14 protein-coding genes are annotated in these 18,547 nt (G+C 65.9%); 9 read left to right on the forward strand and 5 right to left on the reverse strand.

The annotated features are described in order from the left end of the window. The first annotated feature begins 312 nt into the window (after positions 1–312). The 6 genes from XH96_RS10115 (at position 313) to recN (ending at position 8,711) form a co-directional block, all read left to right on the forward strand. Positions 313–1,347, forward strand: a complete 1,035-nt coding sequence (locus XH96_RS10115) for a cell division protein FtsQ/DivIB (RefSeq protein ID WP_194392365.1) — start codon at positions 313–315, stop codon at positions 1,345–1,347. Then, positions 1,344–2,666, forward strand: coding sequence for a cell division protein FtsA (ftsA, locus tag XH96_RS10120; RefSeq protein WP_194392366.1), 1,323 nt, complete (start codon positions 1,344–1,346; stop codon positions 2,664–2,666). Before XH96_RS10115 ends, ftsA begins: the two co-directional genes overlap by 4 nt. Before the next feature lie 87 nt (positions 2,667–2,753). Continuing rightward, positions 2,754–4,547 (forward strand): cell division protein FtsZ, encoded by a 1,794-nt coding sequence (gene ftsZ / locus XH96_RS10125; RefSeq protein ID WP_194392367.1) that lies wholly within the window; start codon positions 2,754–2,756, stop codon positions 4,545–4,547. A gap of 360 nt (positions 4,548–4,907) precedes the next feature. Continuing rightward, positions 4,908–5,870: a UDP-3-O-acyl-N-acetylglucosamine deacetylase gene (gene lpxC, locus XH96_RS10130; RefSeq protein WP_194392368.1), complete on the forward strand. Its 963-nt coding sequence runs from the start codon at positions 4,908–4,910 to the stop codon at positions 5,868–5,870. Between the two features lie 248 nt (positions 5,871–6,118). Beyond that, the gene (locus XH96_RS10135) at positions 6,119–7,009 is read left to right on the forward strand and encodes an outer membrane protein assembly factor BamD (RefSeq protein WP_061877579.1); all 891 of its coding nucleotides are present in this window, start codon (positions 6,119–6,121) and stop codon (positions 7,007–7,009) included. 13 nt (positions 7,010–7,022) lie between these two features. Continuing rightward, a complete protein-coding gene (gene recN / locus XH96_RS10140; RefSeq protein WP_131869739.1) occupies positions 7,023–8,711 on the forward strand; it encodes a DNA repair protein RecN in 1,689 nt (562 codons plus the stop codon). A gap of 92 nt (positions 8,712–8,803) precedes the next feature. Here recN and XH96_RS10145 read toward each other — a convergent pair whose 3' ends face one another. Then, positions 8,804–9,091, reverse strand: coding sequence for a GIY-YIG nuclease family protein (locus XH96_RS10145; RefSeq protein ID WP_194392369.1), 288 nt, complete (start codon positions 9,089–9,091; stop codon positions 8,804–8,806). Positions 9,092–9,207: 116 nt separating this feature from the next. Here XH96_RS10145 and ligA point away from each other — a divergent pair, with 116 nt between their 5' ends. Next, the gene (gene ligA, locus XH96_RS10150; RefSeq protein WP_194392370.1) at positions 9,208–11,361 is read left to right on the forward strand and encodes an NAD-dependent DNA ligase LigA; all 2,154 of its coding nucleotides are present in this window, start codon (positions 9,208–9,210) and stop codon (positions 11,359–11,361) included. Between the two features lie 180 nt (positions 11,362–11,541). Here the strand turns inward: ligA and XH96_RS10155 are convergent, their stop codons facing one another. Continuing rightward, a complete protein-coding gene (locus tag XH96_RS10155) occupies positions 11,542–12,819 on the reverse strand; it encodes a multidrug effflux MFS transporter (RefSeq protein WP_194392371.1) in 1,278 nt (425 codons plus the stop codon). 319 nt (positions 12,820–13,138) lie between these two features. Next, entirely contained in the window at positions 13,139–14,968 is a 1,830-nt protein-coding gene (locus XH96_RS10160; RefSeq protein ID WP_194392372.1) for an aminopeptidase P family protein, read from the reverse strand. A gap of 186 nt (positions 14,969–15,154) precedes the next feature. On the opposite strand from XH96_RS10160, the gene XH96_RS10165 reads away from it, so the two are divergent. Beyond that, a complete protein-coding gene (locus tag XH96_RS10165; protein ID WP_082821949.1) occupies positions 15,155–15,334 on the forward strand; it encodes a hypothetical protein in 180 nt (59 codons plus the stop codon). 35 nt (positions 15,335–15,369) lie between these two features. On the opposite strand, the gene XH96_RS10170 is transcribed toward XH96_RS10165, so the two are convergent. Continuing rightward, positions 15,370–16,257, reverse strand: a complete 888-nt coding sequence (locus tag XH96_RS10170) for a 50S ribosomal protein L11 methyltransferase (protein WP_194392373.1) — start codon at positions 16,255–16,257, stop codon at positions 15,370–15,372. A gap of 162 nt (positions 16,258–16,419) precedes the next feature. Here XH96_RS10170 and XH96_RS10175 point away from each other — a divergent pair, with 162 nt between their 5' ends. Then, a complete protein-coding gene (locus tag XH96_RS10175) occupies positions 16,420–16,575 on the forward strand; it encodes a Flp family type IVb pilin (RefSeq protein WP_085973554.1) in 156 nt (51 codons plus the stop codon). 286 nt (positions 16,576–16,861) lie between these two features. Here the strand turns inward: XH96_RS10175 and XH96_RS10180 are convergent, their stop codons facing one another. Beyond that, positions 16,862–18,472, reverse strand: coding sequence for an NAD(P)/FAD-dependent oxidoreductase (locus XH96_RS10180; protein WP_194392374.1), 1,611 nt, complete (start codon positions 18,470–18,472; stop codon positions 16,862–16,864). Between the last annotated feature and the right edge of the window lie 75 nt (positions 18,473–18,547).

The raw sequence follows: 18,547 nt of genomic DNA on the forward strand, positions 1-18,547 counted from the left end.
GTTTGGCGGCCAAAACCGGTAAAATGCCGGACATCGCGCCACAAATGCCGGATATCGCGGGGCAAAATGCGCATGTCGTTAACGAATTTTACCTTTTGTTTACCAGGACGTCCGAAGGTTAACGCTGGCGGCGCATATGGCGCTTTGGCTGCCGGCGCGTGAGCTGTCGCGGGTGATGTCACCTCCAGCGAACGCTTTGAAGGGGAGAGGTTTTCTTCTGCTGAAGACCAGCACCCGGCCCGGCAGGTCCGAGACGTCATGTTCGCCAGGATCCGCGCGCTGTCGCGGGGAAACTGTTGACGAGCTCGTGCAATGGATGGAGCAGGAAGCCTCACCCGATCGCTTTTCAGATCGCTGAGGCCCCAAGCTGACCTGAAGGCGGCCGCGATTGGAGCGGTCGTGCTTCTGCGCGAGTGGGTGCAGGACAAGCGTCAGCAAAGACTCCAGGCCGCGCGCGTCGCCGCCAAGGACAAGATCCAGAGCAGGGCCAAGGCTGTCGTCGAGCGTGAGCCGACACCGCGCGTCGTTGCGCTGGTCGAGCGCTATCTGCCGCACCGGGTCGGACTTGGCATGACCGTGCTGCTGCTGATCGGGAGCTGCGGCTTCGGCATCGTCAAGGGCGGCCATCTCCAGGACTTCGTCACCGCCGTCAGCGACGCCCGCAACGCGCTGGCCAATTCCGCCGGCTTCCGCATCACCTCGGTCGTGATCAACGGCCGCAAGCAGCTCACCCAGGACGAGATCCTCGCCATCGGCGGCATCAGCGGCCGCTCCTCGCTGCTGTTCCTCGACGCCGAAGCGGTGCGCGACAAGCTCAAGGCCAATCCCTGGATCGCGGATGCGACGGTGCTGAAGCTCTATCCGGGCCAGCTCATGATCGAGCTCACCGAGCGCAAGGCGTTCGCGCTGTGGCAGGAAGCCGGCCGGCTCTCCGTCATCGCCGATGACGGCGCCGTGCTCGAACCCTACGTCTCGCGCCGCTTCCTGTCGCTGCCGCTCGTGGTCGGCAAGGGGGCCGATACGCAGGCGCGCGATTTCCTGGCGCTGCTGGCGCGCTATCCGCAGGTCAATTCGGTGATGAAAGCCGCGATCTTCGTTGGCGAGCGGCGCTGGAACCTGAGGCTCAAGGACGGCCTCGACATCCGCCTGCCCGAGCAGGACGTCGGCAACGCGCTGGCGATGCTGTCGAAGCTCGACAAGGACGACAGGCTGTTCTCCCGCGATATCGTCGCCGTCGACATGCGCCTGCCCGATCGGCTGGTGGTACAGCTGTCCGAGGACGCCGCCAAGGCGCGTGAGGATCAGTTCAAGGACAAGAAGAAAAAGAAGGCCGGGGATTCCGCATGACCGGTCTCGATCGCACCCAGACGCCGAAGACACGCCCGATGCCGCACAAGCGCGGCGGCATCGTCGCCTGCCTCGACATCGGCACCAGCAAAATCGCCTGCATGATCGCGCGGCTGAAGCCGTCGCCGCCGAGCGATGCGCTGCGCGGCCGCACCCATGCGGTGGAACTGATCGGCTACAGCCAGATCCAGTCGCGCGGGATGAAGGCCGGCGCGGTGATCGATCTTGGCGAATGCGAGCAGGCGGTGCGCCAGGCCGTCGGGCTTGCGGAGAAGATGGCCAAGGTACGGGTCGAGTCGGTGCTGCTCTCGGTCTCCGGCGGCCGGCTCTCCGGCCAGCTGGTCGAAGCCGCCGCGGACATCCGTGGCGGCGCCGTGACGCCGGCCGATGTCAGCCGCGTCACCTCCACCGGCATGCGCCACGCCACCGGCGAGGGCCGCACCGTGCTGCACGCGCTGCCGGTCGGCTACACGCTCGACGGCGTCAAGGGCATCCGCGATCCCCGCGGCATGGTCGCGCACCAGTTCGGCGTCGACATGAACGTCGTCACCTGCGACGCCACCGTGGCGCGGAACCTGATGCTGGCGGTGGAACGCTGCCACATCAATGTCGAAGCCATGGCGGCGAGCCCCTACGTGGCCGGCCTGTCGGTGCTGACTGACGACGAGGCCGATCTCGGCGCCGCCGTCGTCGAGATGGGCGCGGGCACCACCACGATCGCGGTCTATGCCGGCGGCCGTTTCGTGCATGCGGCGGGTTTTGCGGTCGGCGGGCAACACATCACGATGGATCTCGCGCGCGGACTCTCCGCGACCATTGCCGATGCCGAGCGAATCAAGACGTTATACGGGACCGTCATCACCGGCGGATCGGACTCGCGTGAGCTGATGTCTGTGCCGACAGCCGGTGACGAGCAGGATCTGCCGCAGATCGTCTCCCGCGCCACCATCGCGAACATCGTCAAGCACCGTGCCGAGGAAGTCTTCGAAATGGTTCGGGACAAGCTGAAGGATTCGCCCTTCGCCTCAGAGCCCAACGGCCGCGTCGTGCTGTCGGGCGGCGCCTCGCAGCTCACCGGCCTCGTCGAGCTCGGCACCCAGATTCTCGGCCGGCCCGTGCGGGTCGGCCGTCCGCTCGGTTTCGGCCGGCTGCCCAACGAGGCGAAGAACGCCGCGTTCGCGGTGCCGGCCGGACTCCTCGTCTACCCGCAATATGTTCACCTCGAACATGTCGAACCGCGACATACGCGGCAGCAGGTCAGGACAGGAACCGGCGGATATTTCGGAAAGGTCGGACGATGGCTACGCGAGGGCTTCTGATGACGGCTTTCCGCAATCTTCGATTTTCACCAACTCCCGCGGCCGCCGGCCGGGGCGAACCCACGCGCGCGTGATCGAGAGGCAACCATGACCATCAGCATCAATGTTCCTGATATTCACGAACTGAAGCCCCGGATCACCGTGTTCGGCGTCGGCGGCGCCGGTGGCAACGCCGTCAACAACATGATCACGGCGGGCCTCCAGGGCGTCGACTTCGTGGTCGCCAACACCGACGCGCAGGCGCTGACGATGTCGAAGGCGCAGCGCATCGTGCAGATGGGCACGGCGGTCACGCAGGGCCTCGGCGCCGGCTCGCAGCCGAACGTCGGCGCCGCGGCGGCGGAAGAGGTGATCGACGAGCTGCGCGACCATCTCTCGGGCGCCAACATGGTGTTCGTCACCGCCGGCATGGGCGGCGGCACCGGCACCGGCGCCGCTCCCGTAATCGCCAAGACCGCGCGCGACATGGGCATCCTCACTGTCGGCGTCGTGACCAAGCCGTTCCACTTCGAGGGCGGCCGCCGCATGCGCACGGCCGAGGCCGGCATCGCCGAGCTGCACAAGGTCGTGGATACGCTGCTGATCATCCCGAACCAGAACCTGTTCCGGGTCGCCAACGAGAAGACCACCTTCGCCGACGCCTTCGCCATGGCCGACCAGGTGCTCTATTCGGGCGTCGCCTGCATCACCGACCTGATGGTCAAGGAAGGCCTGATCAACCTCGACTTCGCCGACGTCCGCGCCGTCATGCGCGAGATGGGCAAGGCGATGATGGGCACCGGCGAAGCCTCCGGCGACAAGCGCGCGCTGACCGCCGCGGAAGCCGCGATCGCCAACCCGCTGATCGACGATAGCTCGATGAAGGGCGCCAAGGGCCTCCTCATCTCCATCACCGGCGGCAAGGACCTCACTCTGTTCGAGGTCGACGAGGCCGCGACCCGTATCCGCGAGGAAGTCGACCAGGACGCCAACATCATCGTCGGCGCGACCTTCGACGAAGCCCTCGACGGCCTGATCCGTGTCTCGGTGGTCGCCACCGGCATCGAGCAGGCCGCGATCGCCCGCAACAGCCAGGCGACCTCCGCGCCCGTCGCAAACCCGGCACCGCAGGCGCAGCAGGCTGCCGCACCTGCCGCCGTTGCCGAGAGCCGTCTCGCCGACCTGACCGCGCGGCTCCGTGCCGACAACCAGCGTCTGGCCGAACGCGCCCAGAAGCTTGACGCGCAGGGCTCGGCCGCCGCGCCGGCTCCGGGTGCTGCCGCGCCCCGTCCCAACGTCGAGCGCGCTGCGCTCGCCGCCATCGCCGCTGCCGTTGCCGAAGCCCCGCAGGCGCCGGCGCCGACGCAGACCTATGGCGACGTCACCGTGCGGCCGATCGCGCAGAAACCGACCCTGTTTCCGGAGCCTGACATGGCCCCCGTCGCGATGCAGGAGCCGATGACGCCCGAAAACTTCATTCCGCCGCAGGCGGAACGTCCGCCGGTCCGCGCGCCGCGGATGCCGCGCATCGAGGAACTGCCGATGCCGGCCCAGGCCGAGATTCGTCAGGCCCGCGGCGAGGCCGAGGAAGAGACCCCGCAGAAGACCCGCCTGTCGCTGCTGCAGCGCCTCGCCAATGTCGGCCTCGGCCGTCGCGACGAGGAGAGCGAGCCGCCGGTCGCCGCCCGCACCGCCGGTCCCGCCATGCCGCCGCTGCCCGAGCGGCGTCCGCAGAAGACCGTGGCGCAGCAGATCGCATCCAGCGAGCCGGTATCGGAGTATGCTCGTCGTCCCGCGCCGCAGGGCCTGGATATGCACGGCCGCCCCGCGCCTGTTGCGCCGGCGCCACAGGGCGACGATCATCTTGATATCCCAGCCTTCCTGCGGCGGCAGGCGACCTGAGGATTGTTACAATAAGGCAGACGGAAAAAGGTCCCGGCAGCAAGCTTGCCGGGACCTTTCCTTTTCTCCCGCCCAGACTCGAATTTTTCTGCCAAGCAACTGATTTTAAATCATTAATTACACATTCGGTGGTTCAGTAAAACTGCCGATAACCGCCTCAAGCCGGGGTTCAATTTGGTTAAGCCTTGGCGCGAATACGGCGGGTTTGGGGTAACAATCGGTAAAAAAGCGTGAGTTGGCGCTGTTTGAGGCAGTGACTATGGTTTGCCGTGACTTGGGGATACGGATTCGCGGGGCGTCGGCACTGGCCGGCGAAGCGGGTTTGTATAAGTCGCGATGGTCGTAGTGGGGCGGTTCCTGATGAAACTCAACCGGCAAACAACGCTTCGTGCGCAAGCCTCTGTGGCAGGCGTAGGCGTTCATTCCGGTCTTCCCGTCACTGTCACCCTTGGGCCTGCGCCTGTCGACGCAGGTTTTATTTTTGTCCGTACGGGCCTTGAGGGAAGTGATCGCGAAGTTCAGGCGACCGCCGAGCAGGTGGTGGCCACCGACCTCGCTACCGTTCTCGGTGACCGCAGCGGGCCGCTGGTATCCACCGCCGAGCATGTGCTTGCTGCACTGCGGGGCATGGGCGTCGACAACGCCACCATCGAGATCGATGGTCCCGAAGTGCCGATCATGGACGGCAGCGCCGCGGCCTTCATTGCGGCGATCGACCAGGCCGGCATCGTCACCCAGCCGGCGCAGCGCCGCCTCATTCAGGTTTTGAAGCCGATCTCGGTCAAGGTCGGCGACTCCTTCGGCGAGATCAGGCCGCACGCCAGCGGGTTCCGCGTCGAGGTCGAGATCGATTTCACCAATCCCGTCATCGGCCAGCAGAGCTACGTTTTCGACCTCAACCCCGAAGGTTTCCGCCGCGACATCGGCCGGGCCCGGACGTTCGGTCTGATGTGCGATGTCGCGCGGCTCTGGAGCGCGGGCTATGCCCTCGGCGCTTCCTTCGACAATACCGTCGTGTTCGACGATGAGCGGCTGCTCAATCCCGAGGGCCTGCGCTACGCCGACGAATGCGCCCGCCACAAGGTGCTCGACGTGATCGGCGACCTCTCGCTGGCCGGCCTGCCGCTGCTTGGCGCCTACCGCTCGGTGCGTGGCGGCCACAAGCTCAACCACGCTGTCCTGACCGCGCTGCTCGCCGACCGTACCGCCTGGCGCGTGGTCGAAGGCGAGGCTGCCCGCCGCACCGCGCGTCCCGTGGGCGAAGTCGGTCGCGGCATCGTCGGTGGCCGGGTTGCCGCGGCGTTCGGACCGGACGTGTCCTGAAAGAGACCCGTCGCCTCGGCGTTTGGTTGGCGACCCCCACCCGGGAAACTCCTGGTAACCAAGATCGGCTAGGATTGCGGCACGTTCGCCTTAATCCGGGCGAAATGCCTGCCTATCCGGTGAGTTAACGATCGTTTGTCGGATACATTGGCGTGGTCGCATGGCAGGCACCACGGTTACAATTCGCGCCCAGGACGGGGTTCGTGGGCTGGCGGGCACCGCATCACAGGGCGTCAGGGCTTAAACTCATGTCGGCACAGCGTATGACGCGCGGATATTTCTCGGTCTCGTCGCGAGCCCGTGGGCTGCTGCAGGCCGTCACCTTCATCATGCTCGCGCTGCCGCTCGCCGGCTGCGGCACGGGCTCGCTCTGGGACAAGTTCACTGCCAAGGACGACACCTTCGTCGAGGAGCCCGCCGACAAGATCTACAATGAGGGCCTGTACCTCATGAACGAGAAGAAGGACATGAAGGCGGCGACCAAGAAGTTCGAAGAGGTCGACCGCCAGCATCCTTATTCCGACTGGGCCCGCAAATCGCTGCTGATGTCGGCCTATGCGTCCTATCAGGGCGGCGACTATGACGGCTGCATCGGCGCTGCCACCCGCTACGTCACGCTGCATCCGGGCAGCCCGGACGCGGCCTATGCGCAATATCTGATCGCCGCCTCCCATTACGACCAGATCCCGGACATCAGCCGCGACCAGTCCCGCACCGAGAAGGCGATCGCCGCTCTGGAAGAGGTGGTGCGCAAATATCCGACGTCCGAATATGCGACTTCGGCCAAGGCCAAGATCGAGGGTGCGCGCGACCAGCTCGCCGGCAAGGAAATGAACGTCGGCCGCTACTACGCGCAGAAGCGCGACTACACGGCCGCGATCAACCGCTACAAGACCGTCGTCACGCAGTATCAGACCACCCGCCATGTCGAGGAGGCGCTGTTCCGGCTCACCGAGGCCTATATGGCGATCGGCATCGTCGGCGAGGCGCAGACCGCGGCGGCGGTGCTTGGGCACAATTTTCCTGACAGCCGCTGGTACAAGGACGCCTATAATCTTGTAAAATCCGGCGGTCTCGAGCCGAGCGAGAATCAGGGGTCCTGGATCAGCAAGACCTTCAAGAGAATGGGTCTCGGCTAGGAAATAGGGTTCCATGCTGGCGCGTCTGTCGATCCGTGACATCGTCCTGATCGAACGGCTCGATATCGAATTCGCCTCGGGCCTCGCGGTTTTGACCGGCGAGACCGGTGCGGGCAAATCCATCCTGCTCGATGCCTTTGCACTGGCGCTCGGTGGCCGGGGCGATGCCGGCCTCGTGCGCCACGGCGCGGAGCAGGGGCAGGTCACCGCCGTGTTCGATATCCCGAAGAATCACCCCGCGGCGAAGATCCTCGCCGAGAACGGCCTCGACGATACGAGTGTAGAAGAATCTTGCGAGATGATTCTCCGTCGGGTGCAGCTCGCCGACGGTCGCACCCGCGCCTTCATCAACGACCAGTCGATCAGCGTGCAGACGCTGAAGGCGGTCGGTGCCGCCCTGGTCGAGATCCACGGCCAGCACGACGAGCGCGCGCTGGTCGATGCCGCCACCCACCGACGCCTGCTCGATGCTTTTGCCGGGCTGGAAAAGGACGTCGCGGCGGTCGAATCGCTCTGGGACGCGCGCCGCACCGCCAATACCGCGCTGGAGGAGCATCGCGCCGCCATGGAGAGCGCCGCGCGCGAGGCCGACTATCTCCGCCATGCCTCCGACGAGCTGAAGCAGCTCGCGCCCAAGGATGGCGAGGAGACCGCGCTGGCCTCGCGCCGCACCACCATGATGCAGGGCGAGAAGATCGCCTCCGACCTGCGCGAGGCGCAGGAGGCGGTCGGCGGCAATCATTCGCCGGTCGCTACGCTATCGGCGGCGGTGCGCCGGCTGGAGCGTCGCGGCGTCAACTCGCCGGCGCTGGTCGAGCCTGCGGTGAAGGCGATCGACGCTGCGATCAATGCGCTGGAGGAGGCCGATCAGCATCTCCAGGCGGCGCTGGCGGCGACCGATTTCGATCCGGCCGAGCTCGAGCGCATCGAGGAACGGCTGTTCGCCCTTCGCGCCGCCTCGCGCAAATATTCGACGCCGGTCGATGGCCTCGCCGCGCTGGCCGCCAAATATGCCGCCGACGTCGTGCTGATCGATGCCGGCGCCTCGCGGCTCAAGAAACTGGAGCAGGCCGCGATCGAGGCAGATGGTCGCTATGCCGCCGCCGCCAAGAAGCTGTCATTGGCGCGGCAGAAATCGGCCGAGAAGCTCAACAAGGCCGTCAATGCCGAGCTCGCGCCGCTCAAGCTCGAACGCGCGAAATTCATGACCCAGGTCGAGACCGACGAGGCCGCTCCGGGGCCGCAAGGCTTCGATCGCGTCGAGTTCTGGGTGCAGACCAATCCGGGCACCAAGCCAGGTCCCCTGATGAAGGTCGCCTCCGGCGGCGAGCTGTCGCGCTTCCTGCTCGCGCTCAAGGTGGTGCTGTCCGACCGCGGCTCGGCGCCGACCCTGGTGTTCGACGAGATCGACACCGGCGTCGGCGGTGCGGTCGCGGACGCCATCGGCGGGCGCCTCGCGCGCCTTGCCGGCAAGGTCCAGGTCATGGCCGTGACCCACGCCCCGCAGGTCGCCGCCCGCGCCGACCAGCACCTCCTGATCTCCAAGGACGCCTTGGACAAGGGCAAGCGCGTCGCCACCCGCGTCAATGCGCTCGCCGCCGACCACCGCCGCGAGGAGATCGCGCGCATGCTCGCCGGCGCCGAGATCACGGCGGAGGCAAGGGCCGCCGCGGAACGGCTGCTCAAGGCGGCAACGGCTTAGCTACACTCAGTCATTCCGGGGCGATGCGAAGCATCGAACCCGGAATCTCGAGATTCCGGGTTCGGCTCTTCGAGCCGCCCCGGAATGACTCCTCATCTGCAGATCGACTCGTAGAGATCATTCCAGTTCGGATTGTCCTTCTCGATCAGCTGGGTTTTCCAGGCCCGCTTCCACTTCTTCAGCTCCTTCTCGCGAGAGATTGCCGAGATAGGGTCATCATAGATCTCGAACCAGACCAGTTGCGTGATGTTGTATCTGGCTGTGAATCCCGGGACCGCCTTGATTCGATGCTCGTAGACGCGGCGCACAAGATCGTTGGTGATGCCGACATAGATTGCCCCGTCGCGCCGGCTTGCTAGGATATAGACGTAGTACGCCACAAGCCCCTCCCACGATCCCGTCATTCCGGGCGCACGAAGTACGAATCCGGAATCTCGAGGTTCCGGGTCTGGTCCTTCGGACCATCCCGGAACGACGCGCTAGAACCTTAAGTGCAATGGCCAGAGCAGCAAGATCCAAAGCAACACCGCTTCGCGACGTCGCCGACCTCACCAAGGCGCAGGCCAAGGTCGAGCACATGCGGCTCGCGCTCGAGATCGAGGGGCACAACGAGCGCTACTATCAAGAGGACGCGCCCACCGTCACGGACGCCGAGTACGACGCGCTGCGCCAGCGCTTCAACGCGATCGAGAAGCGCTTTCCCGAATTCGTCACCGCGGACTCGCCTTCGCAGAAGGTCGGCGCGGCGCCGTCGGGCCGCTTCAGGAAGGTCCGGCATGCCGTTCCCATGCTGTCGCTCGACAACGCCTTCGCCGAGGAGGACGTGCGCGACTTCGTCGGCCGCATCGTGCGATTCCTGAAGCTCGACGACGACAAGGTCGATTTCTCCGCCGAGCCGAAGATCGACGGGCTCTCGATGTCGCTGCGCTACGAGGGCGGCGAACTCGTCACCGCAGCGACGCGCGGCGACGGCGCGGTTGGTGAGGACGTCACCGCCAACATCCGCACGCTCGAAGACGTGCCGCAGAAGCTGAAGGGACGTAACGTGCCCGATATCTGCGAGGTCCGCGGCGAAGTCTACATGACCAAGAAGGCCTTCCTGGCGCTCAACGAACGGCAGAAGGCCGAAGGCGGCACCATCTTCGCCAATCCGCGCAATTCGGCCGCCGGCTCGCTCCGGCAGAAGGACCCGGCCATCACCGCCTCGCGTCCGCTCGGCTTCTTCGCCTATGCCTGGGGCGAGATGAGCGCGATGCCGGAAGAGACCCAGAGCGGCATGATCCACTGGTTCGAGCGCTGCGGCTTCAAGACCAATCCGCTGACCAGGCTCTGTCACTCCGTCGAGGAGCTGCTCGCCTTTCATCATGCGATCGAGGAGCAGCGCGCACGGCTCGACTACGACATCGATGGCGTCGTCTACAAGGTCGACCGCATCGACTGGCAGGAGCGGCTCGGCTTCGTCTCGCGCACGCCGCGCTGGGGCATCGCGCACAAGTTCCCGGCCGAGCGCGCCATGACGGTGCTGCGCGACATCGAGATCCAGGTCGGCCGTACCGGCTCTTTCACGCCGGTCGGCAAGCTCGAGCCGGTCGGCGTCGGCGGCGTGATCGTGCAGAACGTCACGCTGCACAATGAGGACTACATCAAGGGCATCGGCAACAAGGGCGAGGTGCTGCGCGAGGGCCGCGACATCCGCATCGGCGACACCGTCGTGATCCAGCGCGCCGGCGACGTCATCCCGCAGGTGGTCGACGTCGTCCTCGACAAGCGGCCGAAATCCGCCAGGGAATTCCACTTCCCGAAGAAGTGCCCGTGTCCGCTCCACACCGACGTCGTGCGCGAGGAGACGGCGACGGGCGAGGAGGGCTCGCGCGCCCGCTGCACCGGCGAGTTCGCCTGTCCCTATCAGAAGATCGAGCATCTCAAGCTGTTCGTCTCGCGGCGCGCCTTCGACATCGACGGCCTCGGCGAGAAGCAGCTTCAGTATTTCTTCGACGAGGGGTGGGTGAAGGAGCCCGCCGACATCTTCACGCTGGAGAAGCGCAACGCGAAGCTCAAGCTCGAGGAGGTCGAGGGCTATGGCACGACCTCGGTCCGCAACCTGTTCGGTGCGATCGAGAGCCGGCGCAGAATCGCGCTGGAGCGCTTCATCTATGCGCTCGGCATGCGCCATGTCGGCGAGACCACGGCGCTGGCCCTGGCTCGCGGCTACGGCTCGTGGGACGCCTTCCACGATGCCTGCCTCAAGGTCGCCAAGGGCGACGAGGAGGCGATGGCGGAGATGGACGCGCTCGACCAGATCGGCGACACCGTGATCAAGAGCATCGCCGACTATTTCGGCGAGAGCCACAATCGCGGCATCGTCGAGCGGCTGACGAAGGAGGTCGAGATCGTCGACGCCGAGAAGCCGAAGAGCAATTCGGCCGTCGCCGGCAAGACCGTGGTGTTCACGGGCTCGCTGGAGAAGATGACGCGGGATGAAGCCAAGGCCACGGCGGAGCGTCTGGGGGCAAAGGTGTCGGGCTCGGTGTCGAAGAAGACCGATCTCGTCGTCGCCGGCCCCGGCGCGGGCTCGAAGCTCGCGGAAGCCAACAAGCACGGGGTCAAGGTGCTGACCGAGGACGAGTGGCTGAAGCTGATCGGGGAGTGAGGGTTTCTTTCCTTCTCCCCTTGTGGGAGAAGGTGGCGCGAAGCGCCGGATGAGGGGTTGTCTCGGCACGCGACAGCGTCGAGAGTCGTGCTCGCGGAGAGAGACCCCTCACCCGTCTCGCCGCTATGCGGCGAGACACCCTCTCCCACAAGGGGAGAGGGGACAACTGCCGCAAAACCCCTACATCATCCCCGTCTCTTCCTCCTCCGCCTTCTCGATCAGTGTCTCGCTCACCGTCACCTCGCGCCGAGGGACGACGAAGATCATCGTGCAGGCGCAGAGCAGCGAGATCGCGAGGACCGCGGCGGTGAGCGGCAGCGTCGTTGCGGAATGGCCGCCGAGATAGGCGCCGAATTGCGACATCAGCGCGCCGATGCCCTGCTGGAGGAAACCCATGGCACCCGAGGCGGTGCCGGCGGCCTCCGGGCGGATGCTGATGGCGCCGGCGGCGGAATTCGCCATCACGAACGCATTGCCGACCATCACGATCATCTGCGTTCCGAACAGCCATGCGGGCGCTTCGTTCCAGCCCGTGAAGCTCCACAGCAGGTTCAGCAGGCTGCCGCAGAGTTGCAGGCCGAGTCCGAACCAGATCAGCTTTTCCAGCGAGTGCCGTGGCGCAAAGCGCACGCAGAGCAGATTGCCGACGAGATAGGCAAAGCCCGTCGTCGCGAACCAGGCGCCGTATTCGGCGCTGGTCCGGCCCATCTGCGTCACCACGATGTAGGGGCCGCCGCCGGCGAAGGTGAAGATGATCTGCGAAGCCAGCACCTGGCACAGGACATAGCCCACGAAGGCGCGATTGCGGATCAGCATGCCGACGTCGCCGCGGAAGCCGCTGCCGGCGGCGCGGCTGCGGCGCGTCTCGGGCAGCGCCACCGCGATACCCACGGCGACGACGATCGCGGCGATGGTGATGGCGTAGAAGATCGCGCGCCAGCCGAACGCGGTCTCGATCAGGCCGCCGGTGAGTGGCGACACCATCTGTCCGATCATCAGCGCCGCGATGACGAGACTGATCATCGAGGCGACACGGTCGCGCTCGTAGATGTCGCGGATGATGGCGCGGCTCACCACCATGCCGGCGGCCCCGCCCAGCGCCTGGAAGAAGCGCGCGGCGATCAGTTGCGGCAGGTTCTGCGCGAAGATGCAGGCGATGCTGGCCGCGATCATCAGCGCCAGCCCTCCGAGCAGCACCGGGCGCCGTCCGAACCGGTCCGACAGCGGTCCCATGATCAGCTGCGACAGCGCGATGCCGACCATGTAGAGCGAGACCGTCATCTGAGCGATCGAGATGTCGCTGCCGAAATTCGTCGCCAGTATCGGCAGCGCCGGAACCAGCATGTAGAGCGAGATCGGCGCGATCCCGGTCATGACGACCAGCAGCAGCAACACGACGCGCGATGTCGCGATGGTCTTCGTTGCCGCTTCCGGCGGCCTGCTGATCATGCCGTGCATAAGTGTCCGTCTCGTCGAAATCCGAATCGACTGTAGCTTGCTCACGCAAGACGGATATCGGCGTTTCGGAATGCGGCTATTCGGATTTCGGGACGGTTATAATAGCAGCGCGATGGCGACCGATTGGGCGCGTTAGCCGTGCAGCATCATAGCTGTCATTCCCCGCGAAGGCGGGGAATCCAGTATTCCAGAGGCGGTAGTGATTGAATCGAGACGCTGCGGCGTACTGGATGCCCCGCCTTCGCGGGGCATGACGGCGGTGGTGGAGGAAAAAGCATTGCGCAAATCGCGTAGTGCCATGCGCGGCGGAACGACGACCTTACGCCTTCAGCTCCGCCGTCGCCTGATCGAGCCAGGCCGCGGTCGCTTCGTCCAGCGCCGGCCGCACCTCGGCCCGGACGCGCGCGTGATAGGCGTTGAGCCAGTCGAGCTCATCGCGGCTCAGCATCGCCGCATCGATCAGCCGTCGGTCGATCGGCGCCAGGGTCAGCGTCTCGAACGCATTCATCGGCTTCTCGGCGCCCTTGATGTCGGCGGCGACGACCAGCTCGAGGTTCTCGATGCGGATGCCGAAACCGTCGGTCTTGTAGTAGCCGGGCTCGTTCGAGAGGATCATGCCGCGCTTCAGCGGCGTGGTGCCGAGCTTCGAGATCCGGGCCGGCCCTTCGTGCACCGAGAGATAGCTGCCGACGCCGTGGCCGGTGCCGTGCTCGAAATCGACGCCGGCAGCCCAGAGATATTGCCGCGCCAGCGTGTCGAGCTGCGCGCCCGTGGTGCCGTCGGGGAAGACCGCGCGCGCGATCGCGATATGGCCGCGCAGCACGCGGGTGAAGCGGTCGCGCATCTCGTCCGTGGGCTCGCCGACCGCCATGGTGCGCGTGACGTCGGTGGTGCCGTCTTCATATTGCGCGCCGGAATCGATCAGCAGCAGGTCGCCGGGCACGATCCGCCGGTTGCTCCTGCGGGTGACGCGGTAATGCACGATGGCGCCGTTCGGGCCGGTGCCGGAGATGGTCGGAAACGACACGTCCTTGAGCGCGCCGGTATCGCGGCGGAACGTTTCCAGCGCCTCCACCGCGTCAATCTCGGTCAGCTTGCCGCCTGGCGCCTCGCGATCGATCCATGCAAGGAAGCGCGCCAGCGCCACGGCGTCGCGCACATGGGCCGTCCTGGTGCCCTTGATCTCGGTTGCGTTCTTGACCGCCTTGAGCAGTGCTACCGGATCGCTGCCGCGCACCGGCTTGCCGCCGGCGCCCGCGATCAGTCGGCTCAGCGCGTCGGCCGCGGTGGCATTGTCGAGCGCGATCGCCGCACCGCTTTTGGCGAGCGCCATCAGTGTCGGCGCCATCGCATCGGGCTCGCGCACGTCGGCGGACTGCTCGAGATGGTCGCGCGTCAGGTTGGAGAGCTTGCGGTGGTCGATGAAGATGGTCGGCCGTCCCTCCTTCGGCACCAGCGCGTAGGACAGCGGCAGCGGGGTATGCGCGACGTCGGCGCCGCGGATGTTGAAGGTCCAGGCCACCGCGTGGCTGTCGGACAGTACCAGCGCATCGGCTCCGAGCTTGGCGATCTCGCCCCTGATCTGCGTCAGCTTCTCGGCTTCAGTGACGCCGGCATGCTGGAGACCGTGCACGGCGACGGGAGCGAGCGGCGGTTGCGGCCGGTCCTGCCAGATCGCGTCGATCGGATTGCGGTCGACGGCCACCAGCTCGGCGCCGGCCTTGGCGCAGGCTGCGGACAGGCGTTCGGCTGCCGCAAAAGTGTGCAGCCACGGATCAAATCCGAGGCGGTCACCGGCTTTCAGATGCGCCGCCACCCAGCTCTCCGGCGGCGGGTCGATCAGCGATTCCACGGTCCAGGCCTTTGCGTCGACCTGCTTGGCGGCCTGAAGCGTGTAGCGGCCATCGACGAACAGCGCAGCTTCCTGGGACAGCACCACCGCCAGTCCCGCCGAGCCTGTAAAGCCGGTCAGCCAGGCCAGCCGCTCTTCCGATGGCGGCACATATTCGTTCTGCTGCTGATCGGCGCGCGGGATCACGAAGCCGGTCAGCTTGCGACGGGCGAGTTCTTCGCGAAGTGCGGCCAGCCGTGCCGTCAATGCGACACCGGCCTCCGGCTCCTCGAATGTCTGGAAGTGTGCTTCGAACATGGTGGATCACTTTAGGATCATGGGGATCGGTCCGCAATCTCGACGCATTTGCGTCGCATGTGGCATGGACTGTGCTTGAAATAGTTCCATTCGAATCGAGTGGAGTAAGGATGCGGCAGTTGCGCTTCGTCCGGATAACAGGGAAATTCGAGCAAGTGGTTCATCTCAACGGCGAGGGGACACACGATGCCTGCGTTTACGTTTGAGAAGATTTCGCCGCCAGTGCGCCGCGGCCCGGCTGCAACACCACCGAAGAAGCCGCGCGGCCTCATCAGCCAAATGATCGACCGTTTAGCCGAGCGCCGCGCGAGGCGCACCTTGCAGCAGCAGCGCGCGATGCGCCGCGACGAGAAGCCGGCAGAGTAGCCTCAGCGGTGACGGCGTCGTCACCTCGCCCCAGTTCACCCGACCTTCCGCAGCAACAGGCTGCTCCACCCCTCGATCCGCAGATGCTTCAGGGGCACGACGCCGCGCGCGCGATAGGCGGCGATCACGGCGGGGGCTTGGTGAGTCAGCAGGCCGGAAAGGATGACGCGGGCGCCGGGCGCCAGGTGCCGCGCCATCGGGCCCGCCAATTGCCGCAACGGATTGGCAAGGATGTTCGCGAGCACCAGGTCGAACGGGCCGGCGCGCGCAAAGTCCGGCGCCGCAAACCCGGTGGCGCGGATCACCCGGACCTGGTTGCCGACTTCGTTCAGGGAGGCGTTCTCCGCCGCCACCCGCACCGAGGGCGGATCGATGTCGGAGGCGAGCACGGCGCGATGCAGCGCCTTCGCCGCTGCGATCGCCAGCACGCCGGTCCCCGTGCCGAGGTCGAGCACGTTCTGCGGCCTGGAACTCTTCAGGACATGGTCAAGCAGCAGTAAACAGCCGCGCGTCGTGCCGTGGTGACCGGTGCCGAAGGCGAGCGCCGCCTCGATCTCGATGGCGAGCTTGTTTTGCGCCACACGGTCACGGTCATGGCTGCCGTGCACGACGAAGCGTCCGGCCGGGACCGGCACGAGATCCTCAAGGCTGGCCTTGACCCAGTCCCTGGCCTCGACGGTGTCGAAGGCGAGGGTCGCGGCAATCTCATTTCCTGCTGAAGTTGCAACGAGTTCGCGCAGCCACGCCTGATCCGGCGCCTCGGCGAAATGGAGCGTGACGTCCCATTGTCCGTCCGGCCGCTCGAAGGCGGCGACAGCGGCATCGCCGTCGAAAAACACCTCGGTGAGCACGTCGACGACGCGCCTGGCGTCGGCCTCGCTGCCGATTGAAAAGCTGGCGCGATGGGTGGGCGAAGGCTGCATTCAGGGTTCCGTTGGGTTCAATTTTTGGAACTTTTGGTACCAATTTCCCGACAAGTTGCGGTTCCCGGGTTAACTGGGACGAAGGTTCCGCTCTATAGATTCTCGGATGTTGGATCCAGCTAGCACAGCTTGGAGTTGAAACGGAGGCGAGTCTTGAAGCGCATGATTCAGAAGTTCTGGTCGGACGAGTCCGGTGCAACCGCGATCGAGTACGGTCTGATTGCCGCGGGTATCGCCCTGGCGATCATCACCGTGGTGAACGGCCTGGGCACCGCCATGAATGAGAAGTTCACTTCGATTAGCACCTCCTTGAAGTAATTTCCGCCTGCATTTCCCAGCGGGGGGCTGTTTTTCTTCAGAGGCTGTTCCTGATCACCGCCCGCCAGGGATTTCCCTGGCGGGCGAGGTCGTTTCCGCGGCGTCTGTTCTGCGGATCTTCAACAGGTTATCCGCCGGCTTGCCGGGTCCCTGTCCACCGCTTTTCCCGCAATTATCCCTGCGATTTTCCACCGACCTTCCCCAGCTTCGGCGCGGCGGTCTGGCCCAGGCATCCTCCGCCCGACCACAGACCTTTCGACTGCCTGTCCACAAGCAATCCACAGACCTATCCACGGCTTCCGAACAGCGACCGGTGATCCCGCAGGATCGCCTGCGCCGCGTTGTGGCCGGGGGCGCCGGTAACGCCGCCGCCGGGATGGGCGCCGGAGCCGCAATGGTACAGGCCCTTCAGGGGGCCGCGATAATCGGCATGGCCCAGCATCGGCCGTGCCGAGAACAACTGGTTCAGCGTCAGCGCGCCGTGGAAGATGTCGCCTCCCAGCAGTCCGAACTGCCGTTCGAGATCGAGCGGGGACAGGATCTGGCGGCCGAGCACGCTCGCCGCAAAGCCGGGCGCGTATTTTTCCACCGTCGCGATCATGAGATCGGCGACCTCTTCGCGATGCTCGTCCCACGACGTTCCATCGGGAAGCTCCGGCGCGACATGCTGGCAGAACAGGCTCGCGACATGCTTGCCGGCGGGCGCCAGCGTGTCGTCGAGCGTCGAGGGGATCAGCATCTCGACGACGGGTTCGCGGCTCCAGCCCTGCGCTCGCGCATCGAGCCAGGCGCGGTCCATGTAGCCGAGGCTCGGCGCCAGGATGATGCCGGAAGAGAGATGATCGCCCTCGCCCGGCAGCGCCGTGAAGGACGGCAGGTGGTCCAGCGCCACGTTCATCCGGAAGGTGCCGGAGCCGTTCTTCCAGTGCCGGATGCGGGCGAGGAAGTCCGCAGGGAGAGCGTCGGCCGCGATCAGTTGCGTGTAGAGCAGCTTCGGATTGACGTTGGCCGCGACATATCTTGCGCGGATGGCCGAGCCGTTCTCCAGCACGACGCCGACGGCGCGATCGCGCTCGACGATGATCTCGCGGACGCCGGCATCGGTTTCGATGACAACGCCGTGGTCGCGGGCCGCGCGCGCCATCGCCTGCGTAATCGCGCCCATGCCGCCGATCGCGTGGCCCCAGACGCCTTTCTTGCCGTTCACCTCGCCGAAGGCGTGATGCAGCATCACATAGGCCGAGCCGGCGGCATAGGGGCTGGCATAATTGCCGACGATGGCGTCGAAGCCGAACAGCGCCTTGACCAGATCATGTTCGAAACGTTCGTCCAGCATCTCGCCGGCGGAACGGGTGAAGAGATCGAGCAGGCTGCGGCTCTGCTCCAGCGTGAGGCCGCGGAGGATATTGGCGCTCTGGAGCGCGTTCACTGCCTCGCGGATCGCGTTCGTGCCAAATCCGTCGAGCAGGTTCGGCGGCGCGCGCAGCACGAACTGCCTGAGCACGTCGGCGATGTCTTCCAACTCGCGCGAGAAGCCGTCGAGGGCTTCTGCATCATGCGCGCTGAGACGGGCGACTGACGCTTTCGTCCGCCCCTCGCCGGTGAGGAGATAGCTGGCATCTGGCGCGGGCAGAAAATTCTGCGCGCGCCGTTCGACGATCCGCAGGCCGTGCTCGGCGAGCTTGAGGTCGCGGATCACCCGCGGATTGAGCAGGCTCACGGTGTAGGCTGCGACCGAATTGCGGTATCCCGGATGAAACTCCGCCGTGACTGCGGCCCCGCCGACCACCTTGCGGCGCTCGACCACGCGCACCCGCAGGCCCGCCATCGCGAGATAGGCCGCGCAGGTGAGGCCGTTGTGGCCAGCGCCGATGATGACGACGTCGGTTTCGCTCATGAAGAATGCAAGGCCCTGTCTGCTGTCATTCCGGGGCTCGCGAAGCGAGACCCCGGAATCTCGAGGTTCCCAGGT

The organism is Bradyrhizobium sp. CCBAU 51765 (genome assembly GCF_015291725.1).
In the GTDB taxonomy this organism is placed as follows: domain Bacteria; phylum Pseudomonadota; class Alphaproteobacteria; order Rhizobiales; family Xanthobacteraceae; genus Bradyrhizobium; species Bradyrhizobium liaoningense.